At 31.2% G+C, this 17,436-nt stretch carries 13 protein-coding genes; all 13 read right to left on the bottom strand.

The genetic code is table 11. From position 1 onward, the window contains the following. Window positions 1-9 precede the first annotated feature (9 nt). The 13 genes from FVE72_RS00640 to FVE72_RS00580 all read right to left on the bottom strand — a co-directional run bounded on the left by FVE72_RS00640 (window position 10) and on the right by FVE72_RS00580 (window position 17,414). Window positions 10-444, bottom strand: a complete 435-nt coding sequence (locus tag FVE72_RS00640; RefSeq protein WP_026736853.1) for a PTS sugar transporter subunit IIA — start codon at window positions 442-444, stop codon at window positions 10-12. Beyond that, window positions 428-2,506: a BglG family transcription antiterminator gene (locus tag FVE72_RS00635; RefSeq protein WP_146966305.1), complete on the bottom strand. Its 2,079-nt coding sequence runs from the start codon at window positions 2,504-2,506 to the stop codon at window positions 428-430. Before FVE72_RS00635 ends, FVE72_RS00640 begins: the two co-directional genes overlap by 17 nt. 235 nt (window positions 2,507-2,741) lie before the next feature. Continuing rightward, window positions 2,742-3,995, bottom strand: coding sequence for a thioredoxin domain-containing protein (locus tag FVE72_RS00630; protein WP_146966303.1), 1,254 nt, complete (start codon window positions 3,993-3,995; stop codon window positions 2,742-2,744). 21 nt (window positions 3,996-4,016) lie between these two features. Then, on the bottom strand, window positions 4,017-4,382 hold the full coding sequence (acpS, locus tag FVE72_RS00625; RefSeq protein WP_026736850.1) for a holo-ACP synthase: 366 nt from the start codon (window positions 4,380-4,382) through the stop codon (window positions 4,017-4,019). 107 nt (window positions 4,383-4,489) lie between these two features. After that, the gene (locus FVE72_RS00620; protein ID WP_026736849.1) at window positions 4,490-5,248 is read right to left on the bottom strand and encodes a TatD family hydrolase; all 759 of its coding nucleotides are present in this window, start codon (window positions 5,246-5,248) and stop codon (window positions 4,490-4,492) included. Then, the gene (locus FVE72_RS00615; RefSeq protein ID WP_232049512.1) at window positions 5,235-5,924 is read right to left on the bottom strand and encodes a hypothetical protein; all 690 of its coding nucleotides are present in this window, start codon (window positions 5,922-5,924) and stop codon (window positions 5,235-5,237) included. Before FVE72_RS00615 ends, FVE72_RS00620 begins: the two co-directional genes overlap by 14 nt. A gap of 338 nt (window positions 5,925-6,262) precedes the next feature. Continuing rightward, window positions 6,263-6,742 carry an S-ribosylhomocysteine lyase gene (locus FVE72_RS00610; protein ID WP_026736847.1) on the bottom strand — a complete coding sequence of 160 codons (480 nt, stop codon included), beginning with the start codon at window positions 6,740-6,742 and terminating at the stop codon, window positions 6,263-6,265. 113 nt (window positions 6,743-6,855) lie between these two features. Next, a complete protein-coding gene (locus FVE72_RS00605; protein ID WP_026736846.1) occupies window positions 6,856-7,785 on the bottom strand; it encodes a D-alanine--D-alanine ligase in 930 nt (309 codons plus the stop codon). 26 nt (window positions 7,786-7,811) lie between these two features. Continuing rightward, on the bottom strand, window positions 7,812-8,756 hold the full coding sequence (locus tag FVE72_RS00600; RefSeq protein ID WP_026736845.1) for an Hsp33 family molecular chaperone HslO: 945 nt from the start codon (window positions 8,754-8,756) through the stop codon (window positions 7,812-7,814). A gap of 116 nt (window positions 8,757-8,872) precedes the next feature. Next, window positions 8,873-9,514: a DUF4878 domain-containing protein gene (locus FVE72_RS00595; RefSeq protein WP_026736844.1), complete on the bottom strand. Its 642-nt coding sequence runs from the start codon at window positions 9,512-9,514 to the stop codon at window positions 8,873-8,875. Window positions 9,515-9,656: 142 nt separating this feature from the next. Then, window positions 9,657-10,661 (bottom strand): UDP-3-O-(3-hydroxymyristoyl)glucosamine N-acyltransferase, encoded by a 1,005-nt coding sequence (lpxD, locus tag FVE72_RS00590; RefSeq protein WP_026736843.1) that lies wholly within the window; start codon window positions 10,659-10,661, stop codon window positions 9,657-9,659. 63 nt (window positions 10,662-10,724) lie between these two features. After that, window positions 10,725-12,794: a BamA/OMP85 family outer membrane protein gene (locus FVE72_RS00585; protein WP_026736842.1), complete on the bottom strand. Its 2,070-nt coding sequence runs from the start codon at window positions 12,792-12,794 to the stop codon at window positions 10,725-10,727. A 15-nt stretch (window positions 12,795-12,809) separates the two neighbouring features. After that, window positions 12,810-17,414, bottom strand: a complete 4,605-nt coding sequence (locus tag FVE72_RS00580; protein ID WP_146966301.1) for a translocation/assembly module TamB domain-containing protein — start codon at window positions 17,412-17,414, stop codon at window positions 12,810-12,812. Between the last annotated feature and the right edge of the window lie 22 nt (window positions 17,415-17,436).

Raw genomic sequence — 17,436 nt, 5'->3', positions numbered from 1 at the left:
TCATCTCCTCTATTCTAAAATAATTTTTAATAACTCTTTTTTATCGTTTGTATTTTCCAGTTTTTCCCTAAATTTTCCATCAAGTATTTTTTTCGATAATTTCATCAGAATTTCAATATGCTCTCCTGCCGAAGCTGCAGGAACTCCCAGCAAAAATATATATTTTACTTTTTCTTCAGGATCCCCCCAAAAAATTTCCTTTTTTAATTTGGCAAATACTATTTGTGGAGATTTTATATATTCCGATTTTCCATGAGGAATTGCTACTTTAAACCCTACAACAGTATTTTCAGTTTCCTCCCTTTTCAAAACATCTCTAATAAATTTTTCCTTATCAATTAGATTTTTTTCGAGAATTGTTTCTACCATTTTATTTATTATCAGATTTTTATCTTCAGTTTCTAAATCTAAAACCATATTATTTATATCAATAAAATTTTTCATTTTTACTCTCCTGCTTATTTAAAATTTTTAGATAATCCATTACTTCTTTCGATGTTTTTTTATTTAACAATTCTTTTTCAAAATCGGAATTTTTTAAATATCCATTTAATTCAAGAATAGCCTGTAAATGCTCTTCTGTATGCCGTGAAGCAAGACATATTACAATTTTTACTTCACTGCCGAAAAAATCTATTCCTTCTTTTAACGTTATTAGGGAAAAACCTGTCTTCTTAACATTTTTCAAAAGTTGGCCGTGAGGCAAAATCGTTTTTTCTCCTATTAAAATATATTTACCGTATTGAGCAATTTGATTTTTTAACTCCTCGATGTAATCTTCCTTTACAAGTCCCGAATTAATCATTACCTGTCCTGTAAATTCTATAAGTTCGTTTAAATTTGTGACTTCTGTATTTAACTTAATATTTTCTTCGGACAGCAAATTTACAAAACTTTTTTTGTCATCTTTTTTCTTTTCCGTATCATCATAGATATTTTCTCCGAAATTCTTTATCAGTCTTTTTTTTAATTCTTTTTCATCAGAAATATTTTTTACAAAACTTATCAATTCCGAAAGTTTTATTTTGTTTTTTCTTTCTGTTAATCCATAATTCTTTAATTTTACAATATCATTATTATTCATTATCGGATTGACAGTTATCACATCAATGCCGTCCAAACTGAAATCCAACGTTGATATAATGATATCGGCCTTTTTCAGATAATTATAATTTTCCAGTTGATTAAACGGAATAATATCAATTATATTTACCTGAAACTGATTATTTATATTTTCATATAAAAACCTCGAGCTGCTGTAACCTAAACCGCAAACAATTAATATATCAGGTTCTTTTTTGGACAATACAGACTGACTGTTTCTTGTTACGGCTCTTTGCACCATAATCGTTATAAATGCTGCCTCATCTTCATCAAAAGGTATATTTACAAAATCGGAAATCACTTTTAAACTTAAAGTAGTCTTATTATACAAATCTGAATATTGCTCCTTTACCTCTTTTAATACGCTTTCCGTCAATTTAAATTTATTTTTCATTCTGTAAATTGCGGGCTTTAAATGATTAAGTAATTCTTTTCTTAAAATTATATCTGTAACAAGATTTATTTTTAACTCCTTGCTTAACTCTACTAAAAACTGTTCTATCAGACTTTCCATTAAGACCCAGTTTAAAAAATAAGAATAGTCTGGATTATATGAATATGAACCCAGAAAAAAATCAACAAAATAATAAATATCTTTTTCTTCTATATTTTTTATTTTTTTCAAAATTTCCTGTATTTCAATAAATTCAGTCGTTTTTGAAAGGAATAGCTTATTTTCTACATCTTCTTTTATTTTCAGATTTTTTTCATTTCTTACTACCGAAGTCAAAAGAAATAACTGCAGTGTTTCAAAAGCTTCATCACTTACAGTTTTCCCTGTTTTATTTAAAATTTTCCCAACTAATACTTTAAAAAATTCCATATCATTTTTTGATAAAAATTGCTCTATAATATTTGTATAAGGATTATATTCCGTATTTTTTTCTTTTATGATTTTCAAATATTTTCTCAATATATTTATTATATATTTTCTTATATTTACTTCATTTCCTACAACTTTATATCCTTTGTTACTCATATCAATTGTTAAATTATATTCCCTAACAATATGGTTCACTTCTTTGAGTGAATATCTTATTGTCGTTTTGCTCAAATTATATTTTTTACTGAAATACTGTAAAATAAACTCATTTTTCAATAAAAATACTTCATAAGAAAGTACATTTATTCTCTCTTCTTCGGATAAATAATATTCTTCAATACTAATCTTATAAATGATTTTTTCAATTTCCTTTTTGACATACAAAATTTTTAATTTATTATTATTAATCTCAATAATATTTCTACAATTTTTCTCTTTAAAAAATATGTTCAACTCATCAATATCGTAGCGAATACTTCTTTCGGTCATATTATACAAATCGGCAATATTTCTTATCGTAATTCCATTTTTAGAATTTATCATCAAGTTAATAATTTCAAAATGTCTTTTTTTTACCATATCTTTCTCCCTGTATTAATATAATATATCCTAAATTTCGTTTTTTTCAAGATTTGTAATTTTTCAAATTTTAGTGAAAAGATTTTTCTTTTTGCTTTTATTTGAAATTATATTTAAAAGCAATAAATTTAGAAATAAAAAAAGCCGTAAAAACGGAAAAATCCCATCTTAATACAGCCTTATTTTTTCTAAATCAATAAAATTTGATATTAACAAGTTTTCATTTAAGCATTCTCTAAACAACCAACAAACTCGGCTTCAAGAGCAATATCAATCCCAAAATAACCATTAATATCCCACCAAACAGATTTACCCATTTAGAGTATTTTGTTGTGAGCTGGAGTTTATTTACACTAAGTAATGCAAGACCGAACACTATTATATCGTCTATCATATACCCTATAATATATATAAAAGTGTAAAGCTGTCGCTGCACAAAAGAGATATTGTTTATTTGCAGTATTTTCGTGTAAGTCTGAGGTATTCCCACAGAGCATGCGAACTCTATTACATTTACAGATAATGCAAGTCCGATTATTCCGAGAGCAGTCAATATTGTAAAAGGCTTATTCGCTATATCTTTTATCTGATTGGATATTTTAGCCCGTTTTTTAAAGTCTGTTACTTCGCATGACAATTCATCACCTTTTTTCATATAATTTCTTATAAAGAACAGTCCTCCGATTATACCGACAATACCGACAATCGGTGTGATCCATTTATCAAGCCCGACAAAATCCCACGTATAAAGCCACGCATTAAGTATGAGAAAATACATAACCGCTTCGGCAAGAATAAATAATCCTGCTACTCTGAACATTTTTGTTTTACTTCCCACAGCAATAAGTGCAGTCAAAAATAACACAAGAACCCACATTGCACAAGGATTGAAACCGTCTACAGTTCCTAAAATCAAAGACATCACAGGCAGCGAATAATCAGTCAAATCGATGCTTTTATTTATAAACGGAATATTTACAATTACCTGTTTGGAAGCATCTTTTGTAAATCCCGGTATTTCACAGACTCCGTCCCCTTCACAGACTGCTCCGTTATTACTTATATTTGTATATTTCCCGTTTTTTACATATTCTTCCAAAGAAGGAATTGAGTTTTTTGTCTTCCCGCTATCTATTAGTTTTATAATTTCCTGTCCTGTAGTTTCGGGAGTATTGAATCCCTGTATAATATTTTCATTTATATAAATTACAGGCGTCCCTTTTACGAGTTTCAATTTTGTTGTAACTTCGTCAAAAAAGCTTTTATTTTCTTTATTTTCGTCAATTTTATACTCTACATATTCAAAGTCATTTCTCTCACTTGAAAGCTTCTCTAAAAACCTTTCCAAATTTGCACAATTTTTACAGTCTTTTCTTCCAAAATACTCAATTTTTACCTTATCTACAGCAAAAGATAAACTTCCTACTGTAAATATTAAAGTAAACAATACTATTTTTATTATTTTTTTTTCTAAAATTTTTTTTAACATAACTTTCTCCCAAAATCCGTTTTACTTGTAAATAATTACTGTAGAAACTGCGTATTCTTTACTGTGTGATATACTTATCTGTATTTTCATATCTTTTGCAATATTAAGCAATTCATTATACAGTATAACATCAGGCTTCCCCAATTCGTTATTTAAAATCTCTACATCTTTTAAAGAAAATCCCCTTACTCCTGTTCCCAATGCTTTAGAAACAGCTTCTTTTCCGGCAAATCTCCCTGCAAAACTTGCATAAGGATTTTTCTTTTTTTCTATATACTCTATTTCTTTTTCAGTGTATACTTTTTTCTTAAAAGATTCCGTTCTGTGAAGAGCTTCTTTTATTCTGCTTATTTCTATAATATCGGTACCTATTCCGTATATTTCCATAAATTTCTCCCTTAGACAAAGTATAATCCGTCAAAAATTTTCAAATATTTTATACTTTATCAGCCTTTAATCAAAGTGCAATAATCCCTAAAATTACTTTCTGTTAATTATATACCGTATATTTTTTTTGCGTTTTCCGTAGTAATATTTATTACTTCTTCAACTGATATTTCTTTTATCCTTGCTATTTCTTCAGCTACATATTTTGTATAAACAGGCTCGTTTCTCTTTCCTCTGAAAGGAACAGGTGTTAAATAAGGGCAGTCAGTTTCAAGTACGATTTTATCAAGGGAAAGCTCTTTCACAAGCTCTTTTGTTTTTTTGTTATTTTTAAAAGTTACAGTCCCTCCTACTCCTATGTAATATCTGTCTAGAAAAGGATTTGCAGCTTCATAAGATCCGGGATAGCAATGCAAAATTCCTCCGACATTCTTATATTCCCTCAAAATATCAAGGGTATCCTGAAGTGCTTCTCTCGTATGAATTACAATAGGAAGCTTCACTCTTTCAGCAAGTTCTATCTGCTTTCTGAAACCTTCTTTCTGGACTTCTTCAGGATCCTCCATCCAATGATAATCAAGCCCTATTTCCCCTATTGCTACAACTTTTTTTTCTGTAAAAGCCAGTTTTTCCAATTCTTTTTCTACTTCATCATTGTATTTTTTTATATCTACAGGATGCACTCCTATTACCGCATGAACAAAAGAATATTTATTGGCAAGTTCTATGCTCTTTTTAGAGCTTTCCGGATCAAATCCGATACTGACAATGCCTTCCATCTGTTCTTCTATATTCTTCATGACAGTATCAAAATCCTCTTCAAAACGCTCATCGTATATATGAGTATGCGTATCAATTATTTTCATTATTTCCTTCTTTCATTTTAAGAAATGGAATATCAAAGTTTTCAATATCCAAGGTTTCTTCATCTTTAAGTTCCCATTTCCCGTTTCCTTTTTTAAAAATTGCTTTAGTTTTACTAACTATATATTTAAATTTATCAGTTTCCAATCTTTTAAGCATTTCTTCTCTGGTTACAGATAAAATTATTATATTCAATTTATTTTTTTCTTCAATAGATAATTTTTCGATTTTTTCTTCATCTAATTTATAACCGAATTTTTCCTTTATCTTATCTTCCAATAATTTATTCAACTCTTCTGAAAACATGATATCAAACATATTAGGAACTCTTTCCTCATATGTAACTTCCAATTTGTTTTTTGAATTAAAATTAATTTTTTTTATTTCAATTATTGTTTTTTCAGCAATTTTTTCATTCAGCAAAATATCAGGATAACTAACTTTAAAATTTTCTTTATTAGTTGTCAAATTCCTTGTTTCACTGTATTTTATCATTTTATTTTTTGTTTCATTTCTTTCAATTAAGTTCTGATTTATTTTTTCAATAACATCAAAACTTATATTTTTTATTTCTTCTTGAGTTATTTTAATATTTTTATTTTTCGTAACTTCAAAATTCTCCTTTTTCAGTTCAAATGAAAATGATAACGAAAAAACTGCTAAAAACAAAATTATCATCTTTTTCAATAAAATCATCTCTTTTCCTCAAATTATTCAACTTCAATCCTGTTTTCCCTAAATTTATTCAACAAATTTTTATCTAATTCAACATCTATCGAATTAGAAATATAAATAACTTTATCCAAATTTTTTATTTTTCTAATACAATATCGTATTTTTCTCCTTCTTTCATTTTTTCTATCTGACAACATTCAATTTTTTCTTTGAAAAAGCGATGAATTTAATGTAATAAAAACATCTCATTTTGTTTTTATAATTAAATTCATTGCTTTTGATTTTAGAAAAAATTGAGTTGTTCAGTTTTTTGCCAAGCTTTTTTCAAAAAAAGCTTGATTCTATTCAGGATAATTCAAATTCTCTTCCTTCAAATTATTCAATGTTTCTTCCAAATATTTTTTAGCTTCAAACTTTGCCATAGGTAAATTCTGATCCAAGTAATTTCCGCACTCTATTGCCGTTGCACCGGGAATTGCCCCTTCAAATTCCGCCATAAATTTATACAATTCTTTCATCAAATCAATTATATCTTTTGATTCAAGTTTCCCTTTTAAAATAAGGTAGAATCCTGTTCTGCATCCCATAGGACCGAAATATACAATTTCATTTTTCCAAACAGGATGATTTCTCAAAAATGTCGCTCCCAAATGTTCCATTGTATGTAATTCGGCTATGTTGATTACAGGCTCTCTATTAGGAAGTTTCATTCTTATATCAAAACTTGTTAAATAATTTCCGTTTACTTCATCTATTCTCGATACATAAAGTCCTCTATTAAGTCTTATATGATCCACTTGAAAACTTGCTATTCTTTCCATATTTATCATCCTTTCCTCTTTTCATGAGGGTTCATTGTCGCCCTCATACTCCCGCTACCCGCGTTCTACGCGACTTCGTCGACTCCGAAAATGCGGGGATATTTTCTTATATCTTATTTCCTATCCACTTTCATTGAAGCCTCTATCAATAAATCCAATGTTTCACTGTAACTGTATCCTTTTGAAGCTGTACTTTTGGGAAGCAGGCTCGCAGCAGTCATTCCCGGCAATGTATTCACTTCCATAAAATAAGGCTTATCTCCTACTACCATAAAATCCACTCTGGAAAATCCTTCACATTTCATTGCATAATAGCTGTCATAGGCAAATTTATCAATTTCCTGCTGTATTTCTTTTTCAAATTCAAATACAAATTCTCTTGCTCCTCCGTCAGAATATTTAGACTTATAGTCAAAGTATTCTCCCGCTACAGCTTCTATTTTAAGTGTCGGATATACTTTTCCGTCGATAACGGGAACACTGATTTCAGTACCGCTCAAAACTTCTTCTACAAGAGCTTCCTTATCCATTGTAAATACAAGCTTTAGAGCTTCCTGTAACTGTTCTTCGCTTTCTACGAAGCTTACTCCTATACTCGATCCTCCTGAATTAGGCTTTACGATTATTCTTTTTCCCAATTTTTCGCTTATCGTTTTAAAATCCGCAGTTTCCCCTCTTCTTACACTCAATCCTTTTGCTACTCTCACACCGTATGTAGCTACTATTTTTTTCGTGAGTTCTTTATCCATACAGACAGAACTCGACATCACTCCCGGACCTCCGTAAGCTATTCCGAGACTTTCAAGAATCGCCTGTATCCTTCCGTCCTCTCCAAAAGCTCCATGTAATGCTATATATACAAAATCCAAATTTAAATCTTTCAACTTTTCAAAAACTTCATTTTCAGAATTTATTACAATGTCAAAGACTTCATATTTCTCTCTATTTAAATTTTTAACAATTTCCCTTCCTGTATTCAGAGAAACATCTCTTTCGGTCGACACTCCTCCGCTTATAACTCCTACTTTTAATAATTTAGACATTCTGAACATCCCTTTCGTAATTTATTTTACATATTTTTAAAATCATCTTTTTCAAATGTATATTTTTTACCGCAGAAATGACATTCTACCTGAATTTTTCCTTCTTCTTCAAGTATCTGATTTATTTCTTTTTTTCCTAAAGTAATTATTCCTTTATAAAATTTTTCTTTTGTACAGTTGCATTTATATTCCAATGTTGATTCTTCGAGGATTTCATAATCTTCAACATATTTTTTAACATGAGCTCCGGACATTTCCGCTTCATCTTCAACAGCCGATATATCTTCATATAGAAGTTCGACAATTCTTTCAGGAGAAAATCCTCCCGAAAGAAGTTCAGTAATACTTCTTATTTGTCTTAATTTATCTTCCAGTTTATCTATAAACCTTTCTTCCACTCCCGGAAGCAGCTGAACGACATACCCTCCGGCTTTTTTCACATTACCGTTGGCAGTAAGTTTTACTCCTAAAGTAACTACCGATTTTATCTGCTCGGAAATCAGAAAATAATGAGCCATCGTATCGGCAATATCTTCTCCGTCGAGCTGTGTCAATCCTACAAAAGGCTCTTTTAATCCCATATCTTTTATTACCTGCAAAGTTCCGTTCCCTAAAAATCTCACTTGTCCGGTCTCATCAGTTATAAATTTACCTTTTTCATTTATTATTTTATTCAGTTTTTCTTCTTCCAATGTTCCTGTATATCCTTTTACTTCGCCTTTTTTATTTCCCGTGGCAAGCATACTGCCATAAGGACCGTCTCCCGACACTCTTAAAGTAATCAGATCGTTTTCTCCTTTTAAATCTTTCCCCATAATTGCAGTTATTGTGAGAAGTTTTCCGAATAATGTTGTCGCAACAGGATCTAGATTATGTATATCTTTACTTTCCTGCACAATTTGTGTGGTATCGCAAACAAAAAATCTTGCACATTTACTTGTGCCCCTTATTAATTTTGATTTCTCTTTCATTTTCCATCCTTTTCTTATTTTTTATCAAAAAACTCCCGCATTCTCGTGATCAACACAGTCAAAAAACTGCATAAACGGCGGGAGTATGAGGATAACAACAATCCTCATTTATTGCATTACTTATTATTATCCAACTTCGGCTCGGTCAATTTCTGATCTTTCCCTGCACTCGGTCCTTCCTGACGAACCTGTGTATCATTTTCATCATCAGTATCCGCTCCCAAAGTATTCAAATTGGAGAACGTTGTATTTATTTTCCCGAACAATACATCTATATTTTCAGCTGTTACATTTACTTTGTTTCCTTCTTTTGTTTTTACAACTACAAATTTTGTAGTATTTTTCTGTTTCGGTACATCTTTTGACTCAAGTATTTTTTTAAATTCATCTTCTATATTCGGTGCACTGTTTTCAGAAAATGTATCTTTTAATAATGCCTGATATATCATTAAAAATACTTTCTGAACATCTACATTCTCAACCGAAACTGTAACTATTGTCATATCTCCCTGTTTTTCTTTACCTACTATTTCATATTTGATATTTTCAAATAGAGTTTCAAAAAAAAGCTGCTGCATTTTATTATTATATTCCAATTTCAAATCTTTTCTAAAATCTTTATTTACGGAATATTTTGAAGCTTCATCAAACTTTTTTTCTTTTATATTGTCTATAAATTTTGATACTACAGTTTCAGGTTTTTCACCGCAACTGATCACCAAAATAAACATCAAAACGCCCAATAACAATTTCTTCATTTCCCGGCTCCTATCTTTTATATTTTATTATTTAATTTTACATTATTTAAAATAACAAGTCAAGCATAATTAATTTATAACTGTAATGTCTTTTCCAAACATTTTATATATACATAAAAATTTCAACATTACTTTTACTAAATCAGTCTTTTCCCATTTCTTTTTCAAATTTTCTGAACTTTTTAACCAATTCGGGAACTTTTCCCATTGCCATTTTTATTCTCAAATCTTCCATATGATCTCTCAAAGGATATCCCGACATTTGTTTTCCGTCGGGAACATTATTTGTAACTCCCGATCTTGCAGCAATTACAACATTATTTCCTATTTTCAGATGCCCTGCTACTCCGACCTGTCCTGCAAGAGTAGTATTATTACCTACTTCTACGCTTCCAGAAATACCCGTCTGTGCTACAATAAAGCAATTTTCTCCGATTATATCATTGTGAGCTATGTGGACAAGATTATCTATTTTAGTTCCTTTTTTTATAACCGTATCCCCTATAGTACCTCTGTCTACACAGGTATTTGCACCTATTTCGACTTCTTCTTCTATTATAACTTTTCCTATCTGCTCGATTTTCACATTATTTCCGTTTACTTTTATAAATCCGAATCCGTCCGATCCTATAACTGCCCCTGGCTGTATTATAGATCCGTTTCCTATTTTCGTAAACTCTCTTATTGTAACATTGGAGTAAATAATACAGTTATCTCCTATTTCAGCTCCTTCAAATATGGAAACATTAGGATAGACTACAGTATTTTTACCTATTTTCACATTATGACCGATGTAAGTATTTATCGGAGATATATTTGCACCTTCACTAATTTGTGCAGAATCTTCTCTTGATTTTTCAAAGGGTTTTATCTCGGGTTTAAAATAACTAAGAAGAATAGGCATCAATTCTCTCGGATTATTTTTTACAACTATATAAGTTTTATTTTCGGGCAATCCTTCAACAAAAGGAACAATAACCGCTCCTGCTTTACACTCTTCTATTTTTTTCAACATTTTCTCATCGGCTGCAAAAGTAATTTCATTTTCTTTTGCTTGAAAAAAAGGGGATAGCCCGATAAAACTCAGACTATCATTCCCTTTTATATCACCATTTATTAATTTTGCTACATCTTTAATATTATACATATCGAAACAACTCCTTAAAAACGGTATATTTTACTTTCAACTGTTCAGACTGTGAAATTTATACTAGAATGTCTGACCGAAACTGAAGTAGAATTTTCCTCCTGTTTTCTTTCCGCCTTTTTCTTCAGGATCAAGAGGCCAACCGTAATCAAATCTTAATGGTCCGATAGGTGTGTTTAATCTTACTCCGATTCCTACACCTTTTTTAAGATCCTTAAATCCGTTTGCATCTTTTCTGTTAGGAGAGTATACTTTTTTACCGTTTACAGTAGTAACATTCTGCCATGCATTACCTATATCGAAAAATGCCACTAATTGAATATATTTATTAACTTGTGTTCTGTTTTCTATTGTTGCATGAAATTTATTAAATCCGTCATATTTACCGTAATCATATCCTCTTAATGTTTCGGCTCCTCCTATACTGAATCTCAATGCTTCGGGAGTTCCGCTTCCTGTGGATCCCCAAACTACTCTATATGCCATTACGTTTTTATCTTTGAAGAATGTTCTGTGGTAGCCTCTCAAATCAGCTTCAAACTGACTGTATTTTCTTGAATCTCTTATCAAATCTCCGAATTCATAAGACAATGTAGAATAAATACCTTTAGTCGGTGCGAAAGCATTGTCTCTCGAATCATATACAAGTGTCGGAGAAACTGCTACAAGATTATATTTATCGTTAATTTCTTTAGACCCTAAAATCTCTTTATAATGATCAAATCTTAACGAACCTCTTACAAATATTTTATCATTCAATCCTTTTCCTATAGTCCATCTTGTACCGATTTTTCTAACTTTTTCAACTTCATTTGATGCAGCATCGTCGTCAACACTTTCTTTCCAGTATATGGAGCCTCCGCCCTGAACACGTTCCGTACCTCTTATCCAAGGATCAAATAAACTTAATTCAACAGTTTTATCTCCTTTATTTGATGCTTCTATATTGAAAGCGGCTTCCTGTCCTTTTCCAAGGAAGTTCGAGTCTGAAAGTTTAATTCCTCCTACAAGTCCTACAGATGTACCGTAAGATATACTTCCGTTTATAGTAGTTGTAGGTCTTTCTTCTACAAGAAATTCTACTACTCTCGCATTAGGATCATTTTCTTTTCCGCTTAATACAGGTTCTATTGATGTAAATACACCTGTTCTGTAAAGTTCTCTTATAGTAGCTTCTACATTTTTAGTTTCAAAAACTTCACCCGGTTTTACAGCCTGAGATCTTTCAAACACATAAGGCTTTGTTCTCAAATTAGCTGAAGATTCACTCGTTCTTTCATTATCTTTTTTGGAAGATACTTTTTTAAATGAAACCGAATCCACTATTCCTTCTGTCAATTCTATGTTAATATCCCCCGAAGGACTTACTGCTATTGTTTCTATTCTCGCAAGAGAGTATCCTGCCTGACTGTAATGTCTTATAATTCCGTTTCTGTCCGGATCAAGAAGATTTCCGTTTAACACTTCTCCCTGCTTTAATCCTAAAGCTTTAACCAACTCATCCTGAGTAAATAATGTATTTCCTTTTATTGTAACATTTTGTACTGCCGGATTTTCTTCCACTACATATAATATGGAAATAGTATTGTCTGTTTTTCTGTCAACTTTAGGATCTACACTTGAAAAATATCCCGATTGGAAAATTTTTGCAGCTCCATTTATAGCATCCTGAGGAGTAAAGTATTCTCCCACTTTAACCGGTATATCCTTCAAAAAATCTTCTTTATTAAGAGTTTTTATACCCGATATATCAACACTTGATACTTTAAATTCCGTTTTCACACTCAAATCCTGAGCAGATTCTTCTCTTTGAGCAAGCTCAAGAGCGTTCCCCGCTTCATCTACTTCTATTACAAGATTTACAGTATCTCCTTCAACTTTAGGATATACATTTACATTTGAGATATAGCTCAGTCTTTTCAAAGCCAGATATATGTCACTCAAACTTTTATTCGAATATGTTTCTCCCGATTTTACAGGTAATTTCTCCATAAGAAAGTCTTCGGGCAACTGATTCAAATGTGAAAATTGTATAGTCCCCACTCTCAAATCTTTACCTTCAGCCATTACTAACCCGTTTACCGACAAAAATAGTGCAGCTGTTACTATTAAAGCGTAAATTTTTCTTTTCATTATTTCCTCCCTGAATTATTTAGTTAAAATATCTAATTTCTTTTTACGGAATATTTTTCTTATCAAATCTCTGAATGTATCGGCTCTTGCTGAAAAATCAACACCGACATAGTAATTCATTTCATTTTTTATGTTTTTTATACTTGCACCGTTATTTATGTAATCTTTATTTCTCTTAGTAACCGTTTCTCCTCCGAGTCTTAATTCAAGTCCTTCAGCAACATTATAATTTACCCACGCATTATATCCCAAAGGATTGGAATTATTAGTTTCTTTTTCTTTTGCCTGGAAAGGAAACTTCACTTCAAGATTCCAGAATAATTTATCTTTGTATATATTGTCCTGTATATATAAAGTAGTCGCTCCGCTATATTTTCCTGTACCTTCCGACTTTTTGAAATCGGTTTTTACAGATACATTTGTAAGTCCCAACGTCTCCCCAATTTTATCAGTTACCGGAGAAAAAATCAACTGATTTAATGCAAGATTTAATGCAGAGCCTATTAATGCTGTTTCGGTTTGTGTCGAGCCGTTAGGATTATCGCCTGTTTTTCCTGTTTCGTTAAAAGCGAGCAATGATAAAATTTGTTCCTTTGTAAGACCCGATTCGGATTTAAAAGTCAAATTCGCCTCTTTTAAGTAGCTGTTCATGGAAATTTCTATTCTTTCACCCTTTATATTTGAACTTGCTTCAAAAACTATAAAAGGATTCAATTCCGACATTTTAGCCAACGGATCTGTAAATCTTATTTCCACATTTTTCAAATTAAATTTATTATTATTGAGTACAAACGATCCTTTTTTCAATGTATAACTTCCTAAAAGATTTACATCTCCGGCATCATAGAAAATTCTACTTCCTCCGACTACATCTCCTTTTATATTTTTAAGTAAACTTATATTTGCCACACTTATACTCGGAATATTTAATTTCAAATCTCCCGTTGACTGCAAATTTATATCTACAGTATATTGTTTTACAATTTTATCTATTACTTCTTCTACTATACCTTCCACTATTGTTTTTTCTTTTAATTTCTTTTCCTGAGCTTCGGCAGAAAGGTTTTCGCTTTTATCGCCTCCGAAACTCGGTATTGCTCTTATTTCGCCCGAATTTACAGTCAGATTACCGAATAAATTATTTTCGGTAAATTTAACATCTCCACTTAAAACAAGATCTATATCTTTTCCGTATCTCACTCCTACTCTATTCAAGTCGGCATTTAACTCGAATTTCCCCAACTCGAGCCTTTTAGTTCTCATAAAGTCGGCCGGAACACCAGGAACATCAAGATCTCCTTCGACTTTAAAAGTTCCTCCGTTATATCCTCCGTCAAGACGGTTAATATTAAGTTTTCTGTTCATAACATTTATGTCAGCATTTATATTCTCGACATTTGTAAGTTTATCTTTTGTTTTATAGTAAAAATTATCCAGCAGTATTTTTCCTGTAGTCTGTTCGTTTGAAAACAGAATATCTATATTGGCAATTCCGCTTGCTTTTTCTATATCTTTACCCACTCCTAAAAATGCCAGATTAAAGTCTTTTGCCAAAACGGACATATTATATTTTATCGGCATAAAATCCAGATAACCGTTTACAAGTAAAGGGTTGTTTTCATATTCAAGATAAAACTGTCCGATATTAAGTCCTTTATTATTAGCCTGAATATCTATATCAAGATTATTTACAGGAAAGCCTCCAAGTACCAGCTTTTCAGAATCTATTTTCACATCGGTAAAGAAATCTTCAGGTCTTCCTTTAAAAATAAAGTTTAAATCAATATCTCCGCTATATCCTTTTTCTTTCAAATCCTGAACCGAATCCAAAGTAAATTTCTGATTTTCCAGTTTATAATCTATATCTATATTTTCCAAATCAAACTTAGTATTTGTTTTAAACAGTTCTTCGCCGTTATCTCCGAGAAGTATAAACTCTTCTATATCAAATGTACCGTATTTAAAGAGTTTGTCTACATTTCCGTCAGAATATTCCATTTGAGTTGCAACTTGAGGTAATTTGAATCCCTTATAACTTATATTATCAAAAATTATCTTTCCGGTCAAATCAAATTTGTTCAAATCCCCTTTTAAATTTAAAACCGAAAAAGTTCCGAATGTCAGATCTTTAAATTCAAAGAGTTTAGGTACATCAGGTTCATTTAAATTAAGAGATATATCAGCAAGTCCCGTTTTCAAATCGTATGTCCCCTGAACACTGTTTTCTCTCAATCCGAAATCTCTGAAACTGAGAACACTGTTTTTTATATCTATAATACCTTTTGTATTGCCTATATATTGAGAATTTATAGTTGTTTTTGCAGGATTTAAAGTTATATTTCCCGAAAGATTGTCAAGTTTTCCGTCAAGATTCATTGTCATACTGTCTACATAGACATTGACTTCAGGTTTGGAAGTATTGTAAAGAACATAATCATTTAAATCGGAATTTATATTCATTTTTCCTGTTTTTAAATTATATTGTCCTTTTGCATTTAATTTTCCGTTATGAACATCGACAATATTTAAAATATTATTTCTTATATCCAGCTCTCCTGTAACATTTTTAAATCTCTGGTATCCTAACCACAGTTCTTCCATTGTAGCATTTACGTCTAAGTTTAGACTTAGCAAATTTCTTATTTTTCCCTTAGCGTGCAATTTTTCATACTCTACAATATAACGACCGAAAGGGCTGTATATATTATATGTCCCACCCAAGCTGTCGGTTTTTCCGCTTATATGTGCATTCAACACTATAGGCAGTTTGGCTGTATCAAGACCTTTCAGATCATATCCGTATTGTCTTAATAATTTTGCTGCATCAAAAGTCGATTTTCCTGCAGATGTAATCGTATATGAATGATACATTTCCTTTGTAGTTGTACCTTTGGCATGTATCGTCTGTCCGCCTGTATTTATATCGGCATTTACGTTGTATGCTCCTTTATTTATATCTATTTTTGCATTTATGCTGTCAAAATATTTATTTTGTCCGCCTTTAAGTTTTGCATTTATCATTCCCGATTCCAGTATATTTTTTTCTCCGAAATTAAGCACAAGATTTTTTACATCGGGATTTACTTCGTATGTCTGTCCTCCATATTTTACCGCAACATAATCTTTTCCGTCGGCATTTACAGTCATCAGTTTTTTGGAAGGCTCTATTACAAAATTTCCGTCTATTTTGTTAGAATTGAAATTTCCTGTTATTGTATTGTTTTTATCTATTTTTGCCGTCCCGTTTATTTCGGCAATTTCATAATCGGAACCTCTGTTTGAGATAGTATAATCTCCGTTGCCGTTTTTTTCTTTTACATTATACACGAATTTTTTGCTGCTTACATAATCTTTTATTTTAAAGCCGCCTATAGTTTCGTCAAAATTAAAACTTGTATTTTCAACTGTTAAAATCTGATCTTTATTCATTGTAATTCCGGTTTTAATATCTCTGAAATTATATCCTCCCAGTTTTATACCGGGAGATAAAAATTTACCGTCCAATGTTGTTTCTTTTGTTTTTGTATTTACATCGGCATTCAGATTTCCCGTTACATTTCCTGTAGCTTTTACATCTTTCAGAAGTTTGTATCTTGAAATTTCTTCAAAAGGAGTATTTACGGCATTCAGTTTTATGTTTAATTTTCCTTCGTCAATATCGGCATTCAGTTTAAAAGTCAAAGGATCATTATTAAACATTTTCACGGCATCTACAGTTATAACATTTCCTTTCATATCAATTACAGCGTCTGCATTTTCAATATATCCCTCATAATCATCATAAGAAAGTGTCCCGTTTTTTACTGTGAGCCTTCCTGTGGCTCTTATTTTTTTTTCAGGATTTCCGTCACTCAGGTTAAGAGTTCCGTTGAGCAGTCCTTTTTTTGCTTTTATCATATCCAACGGGACATATTGTCCCAACTGCTCATTTATATTCACATTTTCAAATACAAAGCCCAAATTAAATTCTTTTTTGCTTTTATCTGTATTTTTTTTCGTATCGAACAATGATTTTAAAGATTCAAAATTATTTACAAGCTGCCCCAATTTTATCGATATTTTTTCCTGTCCATCTCCTTTTCCTGCCGCCTCCAAAGAAAACCCTCTCGACTTGGAAACGTCCAGAAATCCCGAAACTTCGGTTAAATCTTTACTTATTTTCTGCTCAAAACTCGTATCACTATAGTGTAAAACAGCATTATGCACATAAATTTTGCCTATTCTGCTCGCTCTGTCTACAGTCTTTTTATTGGGATCCGACGGAGGTAAAATATTAAACATATTAAATTTATTATTTTTATATCTTTCCAAAAAAACTTCTCCGTCATAAGCATCTACTCTCGCCAACCTCGACGGAAGAAGAAGATTTACAGTTGCAGTGGCTTTTTTTGCTTTAATCACGGCATTTCCCGACTGATCTTTTACTACAAGATTGTCAATTTCTATTTTACTGAGTCCTTTGAGTCTCACTTTATCAAATTCTACATTTAATCCGGTACTTTTCAAAATTTTTCCCAGATTATCTTTAAAATTATTCGTAGAAATATAGCCTTTTATTAAAAACAGAGACATTAAAAGCGGTACAAATACTGTCAAAGTTCTTTTCAAATAATTATTCATCCGCTATCCCTCCATTTCTGTT

The sequence above is a fragment of the Pseudoleptotrichia goodfellowii genome (assembly GCF_007990505.1).
Taxonomy (GTDB): domain Bacteria; phylum Fusobacteriota; class Fusobacteriia; order Fusobacteriales; family Leptotrichiaceae; genus Pseudoleptotrichia; species Pseudoleptotrichia goodfellowii.
Note: the sequence above shows the minus strand (reverse complement) of the source record. Positions and strands in the feature narration are given on the sequence as shown.